Here is a 20793-nt window from a genome sequence, read left to right on the forward strand (position 1 = left end):
ACCTGTACGATCATAGCATTATAACGCAGAAAACGCAACGCCCGCAAAGAAAGACCACAATTATTCATGTTCTGAAATAATTGCAGTCTTTCTGATAGTTCCTTATGACAATTCCAGCTTACCGGTATAAAGCTGATAATAAGTTCCTTTTAACTTAATGAGGTCTTCATGGTCGCCTCTTTCAATGATCTTTCCATGATCCAGTACGATGATGGCATCGCTGTTTCTGATGGTTGAAAGTCGATGGGCGATTACAAATACAGTACGGCCTTTCATCAGGTTATCCATACCTTTCTGTACGATACTCTCTGTACGGGTATCAATACTTGAAGTTGCTTCATCCAGGATCAGTACAGGCGGATTGGCTACTGCTGCTCTTGCAATGGAGAGAAGCTGGCGCTGTCCCTGGGACAGTTCCTCACCGTCTCCGCTTAACATGGTATCGTATCCTTTTGGAAGCATTTTGATAAACTGGTCTGCATGAGCCAGTCTTGCTGCCTCGTATACTTCCTCATCTGTGGCATCCAGTTTACCGTAGCGGATGTTTTCTTTAATAGTTCCTGTAAACAGGTGAGTATCCTGAAGTACGATTCCCAGAGAACGTCTCAGGTCATCCTTCTTAATCTTGGTAATATTGATTCCATCGTAACGGATCTTACCTTCCTGAATATCGTAGAAACGGTTGATCAGATTTGTGATGGTTGTCTTTCCTGCACCTGTAGAGCCTACGAAAGCAAGTTTCTGTCCCGGTTTGGCGAAGAGGCTGATGTCTTTCAGAATAACTTTATCCGGGTTATATCCGAATGTAACATCTTCGAATCGGACATCTCCTGTCAGTTCTGTATAAGTAACGGAACCATCTGCAGAATGTGGATGTTTCCATGCCCACATACCTGTTCTCTCTTTGCATTCTGTGATATTGCCGCTGGCATCCTTTCTTGCATTAACAAGTTCTACGTAACCTTCATCCTCTTCCGGCTTCTCGTCAATGAGCCTGAAGATACGTTCTGCACCTGCAAGTGCCATAATGATGGCGTTGAACTGCTGTGCCACCTGCATGAATGGCTGGGTAAAGCTCTTGGTGAACTGTAAATAGGAAGCTATAACACCGAGGGTGATGCCGCCCACACCTGTTACAGAGAGAAGTCCCCCAAGTACTGCTGTCAGTACGAACTGCAGGTTACCGATGTTACCGATCACCGGTCCCATCATATTTCCGTATTTATTGGCATTTGCGGAGCTCTCGAAAAGTGCTTCATTGAGTTTATCGAATTCTTCTTTTGATTTATCTTCGTGGTTGAAAACTTTTACCACACGCTGACCATTCATTCGTTCTTCCACGAAACCGGTCACATCTGCCAGAGATACCTGCTGACGGATGAAATATTTTCCACTGTTGGAACCAATCTTATTGGTAACCTTCAGCATGATAAAGATGATCACAACTGCCAGAATCGTAAGCAGCGGACTTAACAGTAACATGGAAATAAAGGTAACCACGATCGTAAACAGTGCCATCAGTGCCTGTGGGATCGCCTGACTGATCATCTGTCGCAGGGTATCTGTATCGTTAGTATAGAGGCTCATGACAGATCCGTTTGTATTCTGGTCGAAATAGCGGATTGGAAGAGTCTGCATATGCTCGAACATATCATCACGGACACTTTTAAGCACACCCTGACCGATATAAACCATCATTCGGGTATAAATAAATGTGGCAATCACACCAAGTGCAAAAATACAGCCAAGGACTGCAAGTGCCTTATAGAGTTCTGCAAAGTTCGGATCCGTCTGTCCGATCAGCGGAATGATAAAGTCATCCAGCAGAAATTTCAGGGACAGGGATACTGCAATACTTGCTGCGGAACTGATAAAGATGCAGATAAATACGATGATAAACTGTATCTTATGGGTTCCTGTCATATATTTCAGAAGTCTTTTGGCAGTTTGGATGGTGTTCTGATCTAATTTTTTCTTCTTATTCATCGTCTCCGCCTCCTTTGACCTGTGATTCATATACTTCTCTGTAAATATCATTTGTCTTCAGCAGTTCTTCTGAAGTACCCACACCTGCGATCTTACCGTCATCCAGTACGATGATCTGATCTGCATCTTCAATAGAAGAAACTCGCTGTGCGATAATAATCTTTGTTGTGTTCGGGATCTCCTCGCGGAAAGCCTTACGTATCAGGGCATCTGTTCTTGTATCTACTGCACTGGTAGAGTCATCCAGGATCAGGATCTTCGGTTTCTTGAGAAGAGCCCTTGCAATACACAGACGCTGCTTCTGACCGCCGGATACGTTGTTACCACCCTGAACAATCATTGTATCGTAGCCATCCGGGAACTCACTGACGAATCCATCTGCCTGGGCTAGCTTACAGACCCTCCGAACTTCTTCCTCACTGGCATGTTCATCACCCCAGCGAATATTGTCATAGATGCTTCCTGAGAACAGCACATTTTTTTGAAGTACCATGGAAACCTGGTCACGAAGTACTTCCAGATTGTAGTTGCGTACATCCACGCCTCCCACCTGGACATTACCCTTTGTGACATCATAGAGTCTGGGGATCAGCTGCACCAGGGTAGACTTTGCACTTCCGGTTCCGCCGATGATACCTACTGTCTGACCGGATTTAATATGAAGATTTACATCCTTCAGGGAAAGATTTCCTCCCTCTCCTGCATAGCTGAAATCTACATGATTAAAGTCAATGGAACCATCTGCCACATTCTTTACTGCATCAGCTTTATCCTGCATCTCAGGAACTTCATCCAGAACCTCTACAATACGGTCTGTGGATGCTTCTGCTATCATGATCATAACAAACACGAAAGTTACCATGTTCAGGGACATGAGAATCTGAAGTGCGTAGACAATGATACTTGTCAGCTCACCGGTTTCCATGCCACCGAGAACAATACCTCTTCCGCCAATTGCAACAATGATAATGATTACAGTATACATGACAAACATCATAACCGGTGAGTTCCATGCAACGATTTTCTCTGCTTTAGTAAACAGATTATAAACATATCTGGAAATTCCATGGAATTTCTCAATCTCATAGTCCTCTCTTACGAAAGCCTTAACTACACGTGAGGCATTTACATTCTCCTGAACGGAATTGTTCAGGTTGTCATATTCATCAAAGACCTTGATGAAATGCGGATGTGCCTTTTTCGCAATAAAGATCAGTGTACCGCCAAGGACAGGAACAACTATCAGGAAAAGCACTGCGATCGGTTTGTTGATCGTCAGTGTCATAATCCATGACAGGATGATCATAAACGGTGCCCTGGCAAGAAGGCGAATACTCATCATGTATGCCTGCTGTACATTTGTGATATCAGTGGTCAGTCGTGTGACCAGACCTGATGTTGAAAAGTGGTCGATATTTTTAAAGGAAAAATCCTGCACCTTATAAAAAATATCGTGTCGTAAATTCTTCGCATATCCTGCTGCTGCAACTGCCGCCATATTTCCGGCCTGTACGCCGAAGAACAGGGAAAGCATTGCCATTGCAACAAGGATGACTCCACGCTGGATGATATAGCTCATATCTCCGTTTGCAATACCTACGTCGATAATCTTCGCCATCTCCAGAGGAATCAGAACTTCCATCAGTACTTCCAGGATTACAAGGACCGGAGCCAGTACAGACTGCTTCTTGTATTCCCGGACTGAACGTAAAAGTTTCTTATTCATCTTCGTCAATGTCCTCCTTATGTCTCGTTATTTCTGTTAAAAATCATTCCTGCTATCGCAGGATTTTTTCCGGTTTTCATACATCTGCCAGAGAACCTGTTTGCACAGTTCCACATCCTCCTTCGGAATTCCCCGGAGCATTTTGGCTTCGCCTTCTTCAATACTCTTTAAGATTGCAGGACGGATCTTCTCTGCTTTCTCTGTGGGAATGATCTGTTTCAGGCGTGCATCCTGTTTCGCACTCTCTCTGTAAATGTAACCGTTCTTCTCCATCAGCTTCAGGATCCCTGTCACTGTAGGTTTCCTGATCTGGAATTCCTCTTCAATATCTTTCTGATAGAGATCTCTGTGCATGGTTTCCAGAAGGATAAATTTCAGCACATGTTTCTGCATGGTCGTCAGATCGTCATTCTCCATCACCTCTGCCGGATTATGCCGTTTCATTGTATGGGATAAAATATGTATCAGCCTGCCTACATGCATCTCATTCAGCTTCTGTTTCATTTCCTCGTCTATCTCGCCGCACCTCCTAAAATCAGTACCCATACTATAGCAAAGCCATATAATAGTTAGGTTGCTATCCATTAGTTGCCTAACTATTATATGGCTTTAGTTTTTTTATGTCAATACTCGTTTTTATTTCTCCTTTTGAACTACTCAAAAATTAAATTTGCAAGGACTCTCAGAATATGTTAGAATGATTTCACTAAATAAAGCATTAAAGGATTTTCAAAAATAAAGAGGTTTTACACAAAGGAGGATTTCTATTATGTATATTACATGTCTTGACGTAGAGGGCGTACTGGTACCTGAGATCTGGATCGCATTTGCTGAAGCAAGCGGAATCCCGGAGCTGAAGAAAACCACACGTGATGAGCCGGACTATGATAAGCTGATGAACTGGAGGCTTGGTATTCTGAAGGAACATGGTCTCGGACTGAAAGAAATTCAGGATGTGATCGCAAAGATCGATCCGCTTCCGGGTGCAAAGGAATTCCTGGATGAACTTCGTTCTTTCTCTCAGGTAATTCTGATCAGCGATACTTTCACACAGTTTGCAGCACCGCTCATGGAGAAGCTTGGCAGACCTACCTTATTCTGCAACACTCTTGAAGTTGCAGACAACGGTGAGATCACAGGCTTTAAGATGAGAGTGGAACAATCCAAGTTAACTACTGTAAAGGCTTTACAGTCTATCGGATTCGATACCATTGCAAGCGGTGATTCCTACAATGACCTGGGTATGATCCAGGCAAGCAAGGCTGGATTCCTGTTCCGCAGTACAGATAAGATCAAAGCAGATTATCCGGAGATCCCGGCATATGAAGAATATGATGAACTGCTGGCTGCTATTAAGAATGCAATGAAATAAATCAGCTTTATATCAAAATATTATTGCTATTTATATTTCACATCTGGAATGGGAAATTTCATTAATATAAATATCCACAAATAATAAAATCTGCAGATAAGATATCCATTATATGATATCTCCTGCAGATTTTTTGTAATTTAACCTCATAAAGCAGTTCCTGTCCAATATTCCAATTACCAAAAAACATATAAAAGAACAGCTGCTTTATTTTTTATTCCGTCACATACGCCTTCACAAGCTCATACGTATTCTTCACTCCATCCATATGAGATCTCTCATAATTATGTGAAGCATAAACCCCAGGTCCGATCAGGCCATGTCTGATGTCATATCCTGCGCGGAGAGTTGCCTCCACATCAGATCCATAATGCGGATAAACATCGATCGCGAAATCCAGACCATGTGCTTTCGCTGTATTGACCAGTGCAGTGATCAGATTATAATTGTACGGACCGCCGGAATCTTTGGCGCAGATGGATACCATACGCTCTGTACATCCAAGATCAGCACCCACACATCCCATATCTACAGAAATCATTTCCGCTGTATCTGCCGGTACATAGCTTCCGCCATGTCCAACTTCTTCATATACTGTGAAAAGCAATGATACCTTACGATGCAGTGTAATCCCTTCGTCTTTCACTGCCTTCGCCAGTCCCAGCAGGATTGCTGCAGAAAGCTTATCATCTAGAAAACGGCTCTTGATATATCCACTCTCTGTGATCACAGTCCGCGGATCCATAGCAATGATATCTCCTACCTGGATTCCCAGTGCATCAATATCCTCTTTGTTTTCTACATTCTCATCCAGCAGGATCTCCATATTCTCTTCTGTCTGTTCCACTTTCTCATCTGCCACGTGCGCAGATGGTTCTGTATTCAGCACAACCCCTGTATAAACCCTGCCGTCTCTCGTATGAACAGTACAGTTCTCACCATCAGCAGTTCTCCACTGATGTCCGCCCAGAGTTGTAGGACGGAGGCGTCCGTTATCTTTTATGGAGCGTACCATTGCACCAAGAGTATCAATATGAGATGCCAGGACCAGCGGATTTCCCTCTCCTCCGATCGTCACGAGCACATTTCCCTTATTGGAAAGCTCCGGCTCATATCCCATTTCTTTCAGTGTTTCCATCAGATACTCTGCCGCCTTTTCCGTATAGCTGGACGGGCTTGGGATTGCAGTTAATTTCTTTAACTGTTCCCCGATAAACTCAAGATTTTTTTCCATATTTTTTTCCTCTCATCATTTCATACTTGATTAAGCGGATAAAATCATCCGCTCCGCTATTTGCTCATAACCGAATAACTGCTTCGCAGTTTGATTTGATTATATCACGGCAGAAAGAAAGCGCCCTCAGTGTTCTTCACTTCCGGCGGCATTCCATCTTACATAATATGCTCCAGCAGTTTATGTTCATATTCATTACATTCTGCGATGTCTCCAGATATCCACTCTCTGTCAGTTCCAGGATAATACTGTCTGTAGAGAGATTATGCTTCTCAAGGATTGTATGAAAATCCTCTACCAGAGCACTCTTCAGAAGCCTACTGTTCCGCCAATCTCATTAACAAGGAGATATTCATCTCCTAGAATACGGTAAACCTGCTCCCCTGTTCTGAGACTTGCACGAATACACTCCGCTACTCCACGGATGATCTGATCTCCGTAAGCAGTTCCCATTCTCTCATTTCTGATCACATTCACATCACTTACTGCTGCGAAATCCTCTATCCATATCTACAATATGTGCATGCCTGTCTTTCTGAGAATTGCTGTTTTTGATATAATCCAGGGCTTCATCCATCGTCATATTCTGGCGTTCTATGTAATTTGCCCAGTTCTCTGCATATCCCTTCTCCATCTTCAGATAGTTTCCGGAAACCTGCTTCATTCCTTCCATAGTGGAACAAAACGCATCTATCTGCATCTGCGTTTTTTCATTCCTGATATGGTCGGAATAAACCAGAGAAGACAGAACCGCCGCCAGGATCAGAAGAATATTAATAATCACCAGGATTATTCTCCCGAACCTTTTCTGACTGTTCTTTATTATATTTTTCATTATCTTTCCTCTCAGGAATCACCTTCCGGATGCTGCATTTCTCTTTATATCATAAGCAGCATCCGAAAGGTTTTCCCACGGATCTCTGCATATATTTACATCTCAAATGCCTTTTTTATACTGTCATAATGCAGAAATTTTCCATCTGCTGCAAATTCTCTGATCTGGTCAGGACTGGCAAACATATATCCGTCTGTCTCTTCAGTCTGTAAATGTAAGTCATTCTCATCAATGTCCATGATAAAACGGTACACATCTACAAAATAGTTGTCTCCTTCACCCGGGTTCTCTCTCTTATACGTAAAAAGATAACCACCTTCTGCGTTTCGGGCATCCAGTCCTGTTTCCTCTTTCACCTCACGCAGAACAGCTTCATAAGATTCCTCTCCTGCCTGTGCAGCGCCGCCGGATACTTCCCACCATCCAGGTGCCCACGCTTTCGTCATGACACGTTTAGTGATTAGAAAAGTACCATCCGGTCTGGCTACTACGCCAAGCACAGTCAGATGATACTCTCCGTCCTTCAGACACCAGTCATTTCTCTTCATGGTACGTCCTGTAGGTTTCTTATTCTCATCATAAATATCCCAAAATTCCATTTCCAGTTATCTCCCTGTAAGATTGCTATTGTAACGTTTATTTATAATCATATCATCTTATAGATTTTTATGCAAACATATACTGTAAAATTTAGTTTTTTATTTTACCTTTTTATCATAAAAAAGTGGCAGCCTGAAAACTTTACCATCTCCTGTTCTAAAACAAAAACAGCCCCTGCGGAGAGTCTTAAACTCTTCCGCACAGAGCTGTTTTTACTTTCAAAATTATGCATTTTTATGCAGGAATGCGAAACTACTTTCTCTGTCCGTTTCCAGACTCATTCCTGTCTCAGATCTTATTCCTGGGTTGTGTATCCGAAGAAGAAGTATCCAAGTGGTGTGTAATACATACCTTTGATATTATCTTTCAGCATGTATGGCTGTGTATAGAAGTACAGAGGAGCCAGTACATTGTCTTCACCGATAAGGATATCTTCTGCTGCATGGAATGCTTTCATACGCTCTGCCTGATCAGAAGTAGCTTTTGCTGCATCGATCTGTGCATCGTAATCCGGGTTAGAATACTGAGCATCGTTGTTTCCGCCGCCTGTATACCACATATCAAGGAATGTACAAGGATCATTGTAGTCACCGATCCATCCGTTACGTGCGATCTGGAAGTCACCATTCTTTCTGTTCTGAAGGAATACGTTCCAGTCCTGGTTGTCCAGGTTAACAGTTACGCCAAGTTCTTTCTGCCACATGTTCTGGAGTGCTTCAGCGATCTTTTTGTGTTTGTCATCTGTGTTGTACAGATATTCAACTGTCGGGAAACCTTCGCCGTCTGGATATCCTGCATCTGCAAGGATCTGACGTGCTTCTTCACAGTTCTTCTCATAATCATCTTCAGAAACGCTGTAATATTCACCGCCTACTGTACGGAAGTCATCTCCGCTTGCTCCGTCTGCATCATAGATACCGGATGGAACATATCCTGTTGCAGGAACTTCACCGGACTGAGTTACGTTATCTACGATGTAGTTACGATCGATTACAAGTGAGAATGCTTTACGGATTGCAGGATCAGAGAATACTTCATTTTCTGTATTGAAGCATACATAGTATGTTCCGATATAGTCAGCGATGTTAAGTTCTCCGGATGCAAGGTAAGTAGCAACTTCGTCTACAGGAAGGTTCTCGATGAAATCAAGTTCTCCGTTGTTGTATCCTTTAAGGATCGCGTTGTTGTCGTCCAGAAGTGCAAATTTAATTGTGTCCGGTCCAAGGTTCTCATAATCATAGTAGTTCTCATTCTTTTCCATAAGAATGTAGGAGTTATGAGACCATTCTTTCATCTTGTAAGGTCCGTTGCTGATATAAGTTGCAGGATCAAATGTCCAGTTCTCGCTTCCCTCTACCATATCTTTACGAACAGGGAAGGTTGCCGGGAATGCCATGATCTCTTCGAAATACGGGCAGTCATAAGTTAAATCGATCTGCAGTGTTGTATCATCTGTAGCTTTGATTCCAAGTGTGTCAGGATCCGCACTTCCGTCAGCTACCTCTGCATATCCTTTTACCATGTCGATCATGTAACAGTAGTCTGCTGCTGTTTCCGGGTTTGCCAGACGTTTCCAGGAATATTCGAAATCTCCTGCTGTTACGGCCTGTCCGTCAGACCATTTGATACCATCACGAAGATGTACAGTATAAGTTACTGTTCCGTCATCGTTTGTCTCTTTATCCCAGGATTCAGCCTGTCCTGGAACTGTAACAGCATTTCCTTCACCGTCGTCTGCCCATTTGACCAGACCTTCGAACATATGGTGGCACATGACAGAACCATCCATTGCTGTATTCAGTGCAGGGTCGATACTCTGTGGTTCAGATGCGATACAGAGATTCAGATTAAATCCGTCTGTTGATTCGCTCTCTGCTGCCATTACAGGTGCTGTAGCTGCCATGCTTGTAACCATAGCTACTGACAGAGCCAGAGACATAATTGTTTTTGCCTTTCTCATTACTTGTCCTCCTTTATTATGGTTTTCGCTGTATGAGAAGTCAGCGATTTGTATTATAAATTCCATTATACAGGAACCCAATACCTATGTTAAGCTTTTTCTTTCGGATTTTTTACTATAATTGCAACAATAATTTTGTTAATTATTTCCTATTTTTATTCTTTCTATTTATTTCAGTATTACCCACCAGTTTACATTATATTTTTTCGTATTCTGTAAGTACTCTGATAAATAGTCAGGCGAATATCCGCTTGACTGTATTATTTATCCAGCAGATGACATGCTGCCCAGTGTCCAGGTTCATGCTCTTTGAACTGTGGCATCTCCTCACGGCACTTCTGTGTCGCATATGGACATCTGGTATGGAAACGGCATCCACTCGGCGGGTTCATCGGGCTTGGCACATCTCCCTCAAGGATGATACGCTTTCTGGTACGGCTCAGCTTAGGATCCGGTACCGGAACTGCAGAAAGAAGCGTCTGTGTATATGGATGGATAGGATGACGGTTCAGCTCATAGCTCTCACCAAGTTCTACCAGAGATCCCAGATACATAACACCGATCCTGTTTGAAATATGACGCACAACAGACAAGTCATGAGCGATAAACAGGTAAGTCAGTCCCATTTCTGCCTGCATATCCTCCAGCATGTTTACAACCTGTGACTGGATAGAAACGTCCAATGCGGAAATCGGCTCATCACATACGATAAATTCCGGTTTAACGGCAAGTGCACGGGCAATGCCGACACGCTGCTGCTGTCCGCCGGAGAACTCATGAGGATAACGGTTTGCATGCTCGGTATTTAATCCTACTCTTGCAAGTAGACCTTTGATCATATCCGCACGGTCTTTTTTATTTGCAGCCAGTTTATGAATGTCGATAGCCTCTCCGATAATCTCTCCGACTGTCATACGAGGATCAAGAGATGCGGATGGATCCTGGAAAATAATCTGCATTTTCTTACGGTAAGGAAGCATGTTTACAGATTTCGCTTTGCCAAGTGGTTTGCCGTCTTTGTCCAACGGATTGTCAAAAATTGTCTGACCGTCATAGATAATCTTACCACCGGTCGGCTCATACAATCTGAGAATGGTTCTTCCCAGAGTTGTTTTACCGCATCCGGACTCTCCTACCAGTCCTAATGTCTCACCTTTCTTAATATAGAGGGAAACATCCTGAACTGCCTGAACACCTGGACCGTTTGTTCCCTTGATCGGGAAGTATTTACGTAAATTCTCTATCTCGACAAGTTTCTTTTCTTCATTTGCCATATCAGTTCTCCTCCTTGCCCATCAGTTCCTGAACACACAGCCAGCAGGCTGAACGGTGTTTCTCGCCTACTTCTACATAAGGAGGCATCTTCTTCAGACAGATCTTCATACAATGCTCACAGCGTGGTGCAAAAGGACAGCCTTCCGGCGGATTCAGCATATCGACCGGAGTACCCTCTATCGGGATCAGTCGTTCGTAACTCTCTGCATCTACACGAGGCATAGAACGCAGAAGTCCTTTTGTATACGGATGCGCAGGTTCATAGAAAATATCATCAACAGGGCCCTGTTCAACGATACGGCCTGCATACATAACGGAAACCTTATCGCAGATATCCGCAACAACACCAAGGTTATGAGTGATAAAAATGATTCCCATTTTTGTTTTCTTCTGCAGGTCTTTCATCAGGTCAAGGATCTGTGCCTGGATCGTAACATCCAGAGCTGTAGTCGGCTCATCCGCGATCAGAAGCTGCGGATGACAGATCAGACCCATGGCGATCATAACTCGCTGGCGCATACCACCGGAGAACTCATGAGGATACTGTTTCATACGCTTCTGTACATTGTTGATACCAACCATTTCCATCATTTCCATGGCACGCTTCTCAGCTTCTTCCTTGCTGATCTTTTTATCATGAGCGCGAAGTGCTTCTACTAACTGATTTCCAATGGTGTAAACCGGGTTTAAACAGGTCATCGGGTTCTGGAAGATCATCGCTACTTTACTGCCGCGGAATTCTGTCATCTGATCTTTGGTAAAAGACAGGACATCCTGTCCTTCAAAAGTAATGGAACCTCCGACAACCTTACCAGGAGACTGAAGAAGTCCCATAATAGAGTAGGCTTCCTGGCTCTTACCGGAACCGGACTCTCCTACTACTCCCATAACTTCGCCGTAGTCCAGGTCGTAGGAGATTCCTCCTACAGCCTTAACTTCACCGGCCGGTGTAAAGAAGGAGACTTTTAAGTCCTTAACTTCCAATAATTTATGTTTCTGTTCAGACATGATTCTCCTCCTCTCTTATTTCTTAAGTTTCGGGTCAAGTGCATCGCGCAGACCATCACCGAACAGGTTAAATGCAAGAATCATTACACTGAGGACTACAGACGGAACGATCAGTCTGTAAGTGTATGTATACATACCGCTTAATGCGTCTGTTGCCATAGATCCAAGGCTTGGAAGCGGTGCAGATACACCAACACCAAGATAGGAAAGGAATGACTCCAGGAAGATCGCAGACGGGATCTGCAGGCAGGTTGTTACAACGATCTGTCCGATACAGTTCGGAAGCAGATGACGACGGATGATACGTCCGCCTGAAGCACCGAGTGCTCTGGCTGCTGTTACATATTCCTGCTGTTTCAGCTGAAGTACCTGTCCACGGATGATACGGCTCATAGTTACCCAGTACAGAAGACCGAAGGCAATGAACATGGAGATAAGGTTCGGACCAAGTACATTGGCAAAGGACTTCAGCGGACCGCCGCCCGGGGAGTTGATATATTCTGTCAGGATTGGTTTCAGTGCAGTTGCGATCAGAAGTACGACCAGCATTTCAGGAACTGCATAGATCAGCTCTACGATACGCTGCATCACTGCATCGACCTTACCGCCACAGTAACCGGAGATCGCACCATATAAAGCACCAATGATCAGTACGAGAAGTGCGGCAAATACACCAACTGACATAGAAACTCGTGCACCATACATAACACGGACAAGAATATCACGTCCGTACATATCTGTTCCAAAGACATGTGGGAAAACTTTCTCGCCGGCTGCTTTACGCTCAAGTTCTTTCTTTGAATATCCGAAGATATGTTTCTTAATTCCCAGTTCCTTGCGGACTGTATCTGGGTCTGTGCTCTCTTCAGACTCACTCGCTGTATCATTCTTTGCTGCTGTTTTTGCTTTTGCGCGAAGGATTGCTTCATCTTTTTTTGTAAACTTCTCACCTTTGGCTTCCGCCTCTGCCTTAGCCTGCTCGATCATTGAATCAACATCAACAACCTCACTCTGAGTTCTGGATGCAATCTCTTCATCTACACGCTGCTGGTCTTCCAGTGTGTAATGATATGGAAACAGGTTCTCAGCGCCATCGTTAAATTCATCATATCCATATGGGATCAGAAGTGGTCCGACGAACGCAAACAGAAACAGGAATATAATAACTCCAAGTGCGACCATCGCCACAACATTCTTCTTTAATCTTCTCCAGGCATCTTTCCAGTAAGATACACTCTGGCGGTCCTGGATGAAATCTTCTTTCTCCTGACTGGAAGCCGAAGCAAAATCATCCGGTGTCAAGTCCTGAAGAAGGTTCTCAATATCCGGCTGAAGACTTACCGGACATTTCTTGATCTTCTTATTCTCTGCCATGATCAGTCTCCTCCCTTTGTCAGGCTGATTCTCGGGTCAGCTACCTTATAGAGGAGGTCTACGACCAGATTCATCAGAATAATAAATGTTGCAAGGAAAATAGTAGTTCCCATGATAACCGGATAGTCACGGTTCTGAATAGACTGTACGAAATAACGTCCCAGTCCCGGGATAGAGAATACACTCTCTACTACGAAACCACCGCATAAAGTAAAAGCAACCTGCGGTCCCAGGTAAGTAATAACCGGGATCAGGGCATTTCTTAATGCATGTTTGAAGATGATCTTCTTATTCTTAAGACCTTTTGCCCTGGCTGTCTTGATATATTCCTGGCTTAAGGAATCCAGCATAGCAGAACGGGTCTGACGTGCAGTATAGCACATCGGGTAAAATCCCAATGCAAAGCACGGAAGTATGTAGGCTCTGATCCCCTGTGACGCATCAAAAATGGACGGGAACAGATTCAGTGCTCCGTCACCTGTGAGTGTTACAAGAAGAACAGATGCAACTACGAAACTCGGCATGGAGATACCCAGAGTGCAGATAACTCTGAGGATACTGTCTGTGAGCTTACCTCTCTTAAATGCTGCGAGACATCCAAGTGGTACACCTACGATGATCGCCCATAACAGAGCGAGGGCACCTACTTTGGCAGATACCGGGAACATCTCAACGATGATATCCAGAACTGCGCGGTTTTTCTGCATCTTCAGGGACACGCCAAAGTCACCATGCAGAATATTTTTAAGATACATGAAAAGCTGAACATGAACAGGCTTATCCAGGCCATATTTTGCATTCAGCGCTGCCAGGGTTGCGGCAGATGGCGTTTTCTCGCTGAGCCACGGGCTTCCAGGCACAGCGTTCATCAGAAGAAATGTAAGGCATGCTACCAGAAAGATCGTAAGCAATGCCATTGCAAATCTCTTTAAGAAGTATTTAGCGTTAGCCATATGTTTTTCCTTTCTTCCTTATATATTGCTTTTCGCTTTGTGGAGATATTTTCGTTACTGTTCTCAGCAACATTGGAACAGTAACTGTTTTTCTGCTATTATTCGTATGTATTCTAGCTGTGCAGATATAAAGGAAATTATACCATACTTTCTCATACCATTTCAAGCTAATACTACTGGAAAATGCTTACGCTTTAATTTGTTAAATATTTATAAAAAATCTAAATTTTTCAGAAATAACATTCCGGTAAACTGGAAAATATATTTAAAATCCCTGCATCCTTGCATTGAAATTAAAACATTTATTCAGTATAATCAATATTAGCAACTGCAGCCATACAGCTACAGTCATTTAAAGGAGGAATATTATTATGGCAACATGGAAAAATCTGGACACTCTTGCTTCCTACAGTAAGCTTGCCGGTCTGAAGGGTCATGTAAATATCGCAGAGGCCATGACAGGCGAAAATGGTGCTGAACGTGTAAAGAAGTACAGCGCACCAATGGCAGCCGGCCTGGCTTATAACTATGCCGCAAAACAGGTTGACGAAACAGTCCTGAACGCACTTGCAGATCTGGCAGACGAAGCCCAGCTTATCGACAAATTTCAGGAATTATACAACGGCGCTGTGATCAATACAGGAGAGAAACGTATGGTTCTTCATCACCTTGCACGAACTCAGCTCGGTGACGCTGTAGTTGTAGACGGTGTTGACAAACGTGAATTCTACGTAGCACAGCAGAAGAAAGCCGCTGACTTCGCAAATAAAGTTCACACAGGTGAGATCACTAATGAAAACGGCGAGAAGTTCACAACAGTCGTACAGATTGGTATCGGCGGAAGTGACTTAGGTCCTCGTGCATTATATATCGCTCTTGAGAACTGGGCAAAAGCAAACAACACATTTAAAATGGAAGCAAAATTCATCAGCAACGTAGATCCTGATGATGCAGCTGCTGTCCTTGCTTCAGTAGACCTTGCTCATTCTCTGTTCATCGTTGTATCCAAATCCGGTACAACTCTTGAAACTCTGACAAACGAAGCATTCGTCAAGAACGCTCTGGTAAAAGCAGGATTAAATCCATCCAAACATATGCTTGCTGTAACAAGTGAGACATCTCCTCTGGCTAAGAGCGAGGATTATCTGACAGCAATCTTCATGGATGACTATATTGGCGGACGTTACTCTTCTGTTTCCGGTGTAGGCGGTGCGATCCTTTCCCTTGCATTCGGTCCTGAAGTATTTGCACAGATCCTTGACGGAGCTGCTGCTGAGGACAAGCTTGCTACTAATAAGAACATCCTTGAGAATCCGGATATGCTGGATGCACTGATCGGTGTTTATGAGAGAAACGTACAGGGATATCCTGCAACAGCAGTTCTCCCATACTCTCAGGCATTGAGCCGTTTCCCTGCACACTTACAGCAGTGTGACATGGAATCCAACGGTAAATCTGTAAACCGCTTCGGTGAACCTGTAGATTATGTAACAGGACCGGTTATCTTCGGTGAGCCAGGTACTAACGGACAGCATTCCTTCTATCAGTTATTACATCAGGGAACTGACATTGTTCCGCTTCAGTTCATCGGCTTCAAGAAGAGCCAGCTTGGTGTAGACGTAGATATCGAGAACAGCACAAGCCAGCAGAAACTCTGCGCGAACGTTGCTGCTCAGATCGTAGCATTTGCATGCGGTAAAAAGGATGAGAACCTGAACAAGAACTTCAAGGGCGGACGTCCTTCCAGCATCATCACAGGTGAAGAACTTACACCAGCATCTCTGGGTGCATTACTTGCTCACTTCGAGAACAAGATCATGTTCCAGGGATTCGTATGGAACTTAAACAGCTTCGACCAGGAAGGTGTTCAGCTTGGTAAAGTCCTTGCAAAACGTGTTCTTGCACATGACACTGACGGAGCACTGAAAGTATACAGTGACCTGTTAAACATCTGATTTCATCAGAAAACAAAAAATACACAAGCCAAGATTCAACCGCAAAAAGCGGTTTCAAACTATAGCACTCCTCTTCAATAATACATTCAGGAGGAGTGCTACAAGAAAGAATCCTGCCCGAAGGGCTTTGTTATGTTATAGGAACATTACGGAGTAATTTCCTGTAACATAACAAAATCATCATACAGAACTCCGATAAATATTATCAGGAAGTTCCTTATGATGATTTTTCTGTTTTCTTTTCTAATTCTCTTCTGACTTCTTAACAAACTCTGCTTTCGGCAATGGTCTGGAATAATAGAATCCTTGAATATTGTCACATTCCATCTCCTTCAGAAGTTCAACCTGATCTGCAGTCTCCACACCTTCTGCAACCACCTTCATGCCAAGTCCATGTGCCAGGATGATCACCTGCTGCACGACCATTCTTCCCTTCTGCTGGTGAATACAGTCAATCAGACTCTTATCAATCTTCAGTGTATTAAACGGTAATTCACTCAATGTGATCAGTGAAGAATATCCTGAACCAAAATCATCCATGTGCAGTGCAAATCCTGCATTTACCAGTTTCTCTGTAAAATCTCTGATCATAACATTATTCAGAGTAGCTGTTTCCGTCAGTTCAACAGGCACACAGGAAAACGGGATTCCATTCTCCTCTACAATCTTCATATAACGTTCAACAATATCGGAATGATGGATGCTTGTACGCGACAGATTTACAGAAATCGGAATCAGCTCCTGCCCCTTCTCCATCAGTTCACGCTGAAATTCGCAGACATACCGGAATATGTATTCATCCAGCTTCACGATCAGTCCGTCCTTTTCATATAGCGGGATGAAATCTCCGGGCATTACCATGGAACCATCCGGGTTGATCCATCGCACCAGTGATTCCGCTCCTGTGATCCTCTCTGTTTTTACATCATATTTCGGCTGGAAATATGCCACAAATTCTTTATTTTTAATCGCAGATTCAAATCTGTTCTCCAGCAAACGGTCCTGCATCTGCTTCTGTTTCATTTTCTCTGTATAATAGGCAATGTTACACTCATAGTTATCGCGGATACTTCTGATTGCCATAAATCCTCTGTCACAGATTACAGAAACAGGTAAAGATTTATCAATATCCTGATAAACTCCATATTTGACCATAAGATTGGGAACAGGTGCATGCTCTGCGATTTCTTCTTCTATCTTTGTCACTGTTTCCAAAGACAGATCACAGTCATCACACGTCATACATACGAACTGATCACTCCCATATCTGGATACCAGACCTGTCTTCAGCATCTTTGTATAAGCTCCTGCCAGATAGCAGAGGATTTCATCTCCTACTTTCTCCCCGTAACTGCTGTTAATCAGTTTGAAATCTCTGATGTCAGCAATTACAAGATGAAATTTCTCCCCCGGTCTGGTTTTCAGAAAAGATTTTGCATGATAGAAAAACGCCTGTCTGGTATAAACTCCGGTAAGCTCATCATGTTCTACTGCAGTCAGTGCCATTACGGACTCCCTCAGCTTGATCACACTGTTGATCCTGCCCATTACAAGTTTAAAGTTATAGGGCTTCGGAATAAAATCAACTGCACCAAGATCCAGGCATTGAAGTTCTGCATCTTTTGAATTACTTCCGGTCATAACGATAACCGGTATGGTTGACAGAAACTTATCTGTGTTTCTGCGTCTGAGGAATTCAAATCCATCACACACAGGCATACAGATATCCAACAGCACTACTGATAATTCTCTGTAATGCTCGGAAAGAAGTTCCAGTCCTTCTTCCCCGTTTTCTGCGAGAAAAACATCAAATTTCTCTTCCAGAAAAGAAGAGAGGATATCTCTGTTTAATTCATTATCTTCTACGACCAGGATTTTTCTTTTGGACGGTAATTCCCCCGGTTCCAACAGTTTTGCATTGTCAGAATCTTTTCTCATACTTTTTTTATACCCCTCACACACAATTTCCAAAGCAAAGCATCTCCGGATATCCGCACCGGAGATGCTCAAATTATTATAGTAACCGATCTGTTATCTGCAACCGTCCAGCCATTGTGGGAATATACTATACTTAAACGTTACAGGCATACATAATGTCTACATATCTTAACTCTTTGAGTTTACATTATTTTGCATAATCTTTCAAGCCTTATTCTGCAGTTGACATGATTTTGCCACGACTTTATTATGGAAATTTCATGCTCTGATGAGCTGAGGCAAAGATATCTGACACAGGATTTCACACTCTGATGGGCTGGATTAAGATGCATTATTTACGAGGATTGCTCTATACTTTTACAATGTACGGAATTTTTATATGCTGACAGTATAAACAGAGGCAGAAATGTTTCCACAAATAATCCTGCTTCAAACATTTCTGCCTCTGTTATCCTGTCTGTAAATCTTTAAAAATAATATTCTTCTGAATAAATCCTCAGATCCTCTTTTGTCCATTCCCCACCTTCAATATGAAAGCTGTTCAATACCGGATAGTCCGCCATCAGTGACAGGATCAGATAACTTGCCTTTGAATCAAAAGCAAGACGGATATCCTCCACTGACGGACGGGATGGAGAAGACGGATGGGAATGCCAGTTTCCCAGCGGTTTCAATCCATTGGCACGCATATCCCTGATCGCATTTATCTGGTCTCTGGGATCCAGGGTGAAGTGATCTTCTGCATGATCTTTATTCTCCAGAAAATATACCTTTCGGATTTCCCTTCCCTCCCCGGTTTCCACTCCGGCCAAAAGCCCGCAGGCTTCCTCCGGAAGATGCTCTTTTGCATAATTAACGATCTCATCATAGAGATGATCTCTCATTCTTATTATAGCCATACTTTTCTCCTGTTTTGCATCAGGTTTTTCTTGTATTTACTGCTCATCTCTTGTGGCAAATCGGCCTGCTGTTTCCTCACAGACCTCCTGCTCGTAGTCGATCGGTTCCAGGATTGTCGGATGATCTCCGCATACTGCACAGTCATGAGTATCCTTCGGCAGTTTAACCTTATGGAATTCCATTGTCAGCGCATCAAAAGTCAGAAGATATCCTGTCAGAAGATCACCTACACCGATCAGATACTTGATTGCTTCCATTGCCTGTAAGGAACCGATGACGCCTCCCATTGCTCCGATGACACCTGCCTGCTTACAGGTAGGAACTGCATCCTTGGGCGGCGGATTCTTGAATACGCAGCGGTAACATGGACCTTCCCCGGGTACATAGGTCATCAGCTGACCTTTAAAACGAATGATACCTGCATGGGAAAATGGTTTTTTCTCCAGTACACATGCATCATTGATCAGAAATTTTGCCGGGAAATTATCAGTTCCGTCAATAATAAAATCATATTCTCGAATCAGTTCGCGGATGTTGGATGCGTCTACGAACATCCGGTAAGTTTTTACTTCCACATCCGGATTCATGGCATTCATGGTTTCCTTTGCTGATTTTACCTTTGCTTTTCCGATATCTGCTGTGCTGTGGATGATCTGTCTCTGCAGATTGGAAAGATCTACCTCGTCCGCATCCACAATACCGATTGTTCCCACACCTGCCGCTGCCAGATACATTGCCGCAGGTGCACCAAGACCGCCTGCACCGATGATCAGTACTTTTCCTTTCAGGAGCTTCTTCTGTCCCTTTGCACCCACTTCTTTTAAGATGATGTGACGGGAATAACGCTCGATCTGTTCATCTGTCATTGCCATTTAGCATCCACCTCCCATGAAATAAAGAAATTCTACATTGTCTCCCTCTTTTAATACGGTAGACTCTTTATCCTCTAATGCAACAAATTCTTCATTAATAGAAACGGTTACATATTCCGGCATCTCTACATTTTCCTGTGCGATCAGTTCCGGAAGTGTCAGTCCGTCTTTTACTTCTTTTTTCTCTCCTGCTACTGTGATAAACATATTTTTCTCCTTTATGCCTGCTCTCTTTTTAGAGTAATCCTTCAATCCAGCTGTTTAACTCTGCCTGTTTCAATGCTCCTGTTTTCCGGTCTTTCGCCTGTCCGTCTTTAAAAAGGATCAACGTCGGATTTGCCTGCACTTCATACTGCTCTGCCAGCTCCACATCAAAGTTCGTATTTACTTTATATACTTTAATCTTATCCTCATAATCGTCTTCCGCATTTCCGAGAACCGGTGCCAGCTTTTTACACGCCACGCAGGAATCTGAATAAAAATCCACCAGAACCGGAAGTTTTTCCTTCAGGACTTTCTCTTCAAAATCCGTCTTGCTTACCCGTACTGCCATCAGTCTTCCACCTTTCTTACATACATGGTGTAAGTACCATCTTCATTATCGGTTAATTTCAGTACTTTATGCCCTTCTTCTTTCATGCTGCGCGGAACATTCTGCACTGGTTCGCCATCGTTCATGCGGACAGCCAGAATCTCTCCATCCTCCAGTTCTTCGATTGTTACTTTTGCCTTCACGAATGTCAGGGGGCATACTTTATCGGTAATATCAACCTCATCGGTTACTTCAAAATCTAATTCAGCCATT

General features: G+C 43.3%; 20 protein-coding genes. 2 read left to right on the plus strand and 18 right to left on the minus strand.

Going from position 1 to position 20793, the window contains the following annotated elements; translation table 11 throughout:
* Nucleotides 1-102: 102 nt before the first annotated feature.
* Genes ACESZG_RS13425 through ACESZG_RS13435 form a run of 3 tightly spaced genes read right to left on the minus strand, consistent with a single transcriptional unit; the run spans nt 103 to nt 4216 of the window.
* On the minus strand, nt 103-1986 hold the full coding sequence (locus ACESZG_RS13425; RefSeq protein ID WP_118593377.1) for an ABC transporter ATP-binding protein: 1884 nt from the start codon (nt 1984-1986) through the stop codon (nt 103-105).
* Nucleotides 1979-3712, minus strand: coding sequence for an ABC transporter ATP-binding protein (locus tag ACESZG_RS13430; RefSeq protein WP_173720956.1), 1734 nt, complete (start codon nt 3710-3712; stop codon nt 1979-1981). Before ACESZG_RS13430 ends, ACESZG_RS13425 begins: the two co-directional genes overlap by 8 nt.
* A gap of 36 nt (nt 3713-3748) precedes the next feature.
* Nucleotides 3749-4216, minus strand: coding sequence for a MarR family winged helix-turn-helix transcriptional regulator (locus tag ACESZG_RS13435; protein WP_081018880.1), 468 nt, complete (start codon nt 4214-4216; stop codon nt 3749-3751).
* Between the two features lie 265 nt (nt 4217-4481).
* Here ACESZG_RS13435 and thrH point away from each other — a divergent pair, with 265 nt between their 5' ends.
* Entirely contained in the window at nt 4482-5084 is a 603-nt protein-coding gene (gene thrH, locus ACESZG_RS13440; protein ID WP_025579681.1) for a bifunctional phosphoserine phosphatase/homoserine phosphotransferase ThrH, read from the plus strand.
* Nucleotides 5085-5298: 214 nt separating this feature from the next.
* Here the strand turns inward: thrH and ACESZG_RS13445 are convergent, their stop codons facing one another.
* The 9 genes from ACESZG_RS13445 to ACESZG_RS13485 form a co-directional block, all read right to left on the minus strand.
* The gene (locus tag ACESZG_RS13445) at nt 5299-6318 is read right to left on the minus strand and encodes a M42 family metallopeptidase (protein WP_025579680.1); all 1020 of its coding nucleotides are present in this window, start codon (nt 6316-6318) and stop codon (nt 5299-5301) included.
* A gap of 309 nt (nt 6319-6627) precedes the next feature.
* Nucleotides 6628-6795 (minus strand): diguanylate cyclase domain-containing protein, encoded by a 168-nt coding sequence (locus tag ACESZG_RS13450; RefSeq protein ID WP_118521755.1) that lies wholly within the window; start codon nt 6793-6795, stop codon nt 6628-6630.
* A 1-nt stretch (nt 6796) separates the two neighbouring features.
* Nucleotides 6797-7102, minus strand: a complete 306-nt coding sequence (locus ACESZG_RS13455; protein WP_144136849.1) for a hypothetical protein — start codon at nt 7100-7102, stop codon at nt 6797-6799.
* Nucleotides 7103-7248: 146 nt separating this feature from the next.
* The gene (locus tag ACESZG_RS13460; RefSeq protein ID WP_025579677.1) at nt 7249-7752 is read right to left on the minus strand and encodes an NUDIX domain-containing protein; all 504 of its coding nucleotides are present in this window, start codon (nt 7750-7752) and stop codon (nt 7249-7251) included.
* 296 nt (nt 7753-8048) lie between these two features.
* Nucleotides 8049-9713: a peptide ABC transporter substrate-binding protein gene (locus tag ACESZG_RS13465; RefSeq protein ID WP_025579676.1), complete on the minus strand. Its 1665-nt coding sequence runs from the start codon at nt 9711-9713 to the stop codon at nt 8049-8051.
* 260 nt (nt 9714-9973) lie between these two features.
* Nucleotides 9974-10987: an ABC transporter ATP-binding protein gene (locus ACESZG_RS13470; RefSeq protein WP_025579675.1), complete on the minus strand. Its 1014-nt coding sequence runs from the start codon at nt 10985-10987 to the stop codon at nt 9974-9976.
* Nucleotide 10988: 1 nt separating this feature from the next.
* Nucleotides 10989-11996 (minus strand): ABC transporter ATP-binding protein, encoded by a 1008-nt coding sequence (locus tag ACESZG_RS13475; RefSeq protein WP_025579674.1) that lies wholly within the window; start codon nt 11994-11996, stop codon nt 10989-10991.
* Between the two features lie 15 nt (nt 11997-12011).
* Complete coding sequence (locus ACESZG_RS13480; RefSeq protein ID WP_025579673.1) at nt 12012-13370, minus strand: ABC transporter permease; 1359 nt, start codon at nt 13368-13370, stop codon at nt 12012-12014.
* 2 nt (nt 13371-13372) lie between these two features.
* Complete coding sequence (locus tag ACESZG_RS13485; RefSeq protein ID WP_025579672.1) at nt 13373-14323, minus strand: ABC transporter permease; 951 nt, start codon at nt 14321-14323, stop codon at nt 13373-13375.
* A 371-nt stretch (nt 14324-14694) separates the two neighbouring features.
* On the opposite strand from ACESZG_RS13485, the gene ACESZG_RS13490 reads away from it, so the two are divergent.
* Nucleotides 14695-16278, plus strand: coding sequence for a glucose-6-phosphate isomerase (locus tag ACESZG_RS13490; RefSeq protein ID WP_025579671.1), 1584 nt, complete (start codon nt 14695-14697; stop codon nt 16276-16278).
* A gap of 243 nt (nt 16279-16521) precedes the next feature.
* On the opposite strand, the gene ACESZG_RS13495 is transcribed toward ACESZG_RS13490, so the two are convergent.
* The 6 genes from ACESZG_RS13495 to ACESZG_RS13520 form a co-directional block, all read right to left on the minus strand.
* Nucleotides 16522-18216: an EAL domain-containing response regulator gene (locus ACESZG_RS13495; protein WP_243099842.1), complete on the minus strand. Its 1695-nt coding sequence runs from the start codon at nt 18214-18216 to the stop codon at nt 16522-16524.
* A 467-nt stretch (nt 18217-18683) separates the two neighbouring features.
* A complete protein-coding gene (locus ACESZG_RS13500) occupies nt 18684-19115 on the minus strand; it encodes a M67 family metallopeptidase (protein ID WP_055054157.1) in 432 nt (143 codons plus the stop codon).
* 36 nt (nt 19116-19151) lie between these two features.
* Complete coding sequence (locus ACESZG_RS13505; RefSeq protein WP_008705270.1) at nt 19152-19988, minus strand: molybdopterin-synthase adenylyltransferase MoeB; 837 nt, start codon at nt 19986-19988, stop codon at nt 19152-19154.
* Complete coding sequence (gene thiS, locus ACESZG_RS13510; RefSeq protein ID WP_196027692.1) at nt 19989-20195, minus strand: sulfur carrier protein ThiS; 207 nt, start codon at nt 20193-20195, stop codon at nt 19989-19991.
* A 28-nt stretch (nt 20196-20223) separates the two neighbouring features.
* Complete coding sequence (trxA, locus tag ACESZG_RS13515; protein WP_008705272.1) at nt 20224-20541, minus strand: thioredoxin; 318 nt, start codon at nt 20539-20541, stop codon at nt 20224-20226.
* The gene (locus ACESZG_RS13520) at nt 20541-20792 is read right to left on the minus strand and encodes a sulfurtransferase TusA family protein (RefSeq protein ID WP_118593375.1); all 252 of its coding nucleotides are present in this window, start codon (nt 20790-20792) and stop codon (nt 20541-20543) included. The genes trxA and ACESZG_RS13520 overlap by 1 nt, the downstream gene beginning before the upstream one ends.
* Nucleotide 20793 lies beyond the last annotated feature (1 nt).

Source organism: Blautia sp. Marseille-P2398, assembly GCF_964240315.1.
GTDB lineage: Bacteria > Bacillota > Clostridia > Lachnospirales > Lachnospiraceae > Blautia_A > Blautia_A wexlerae.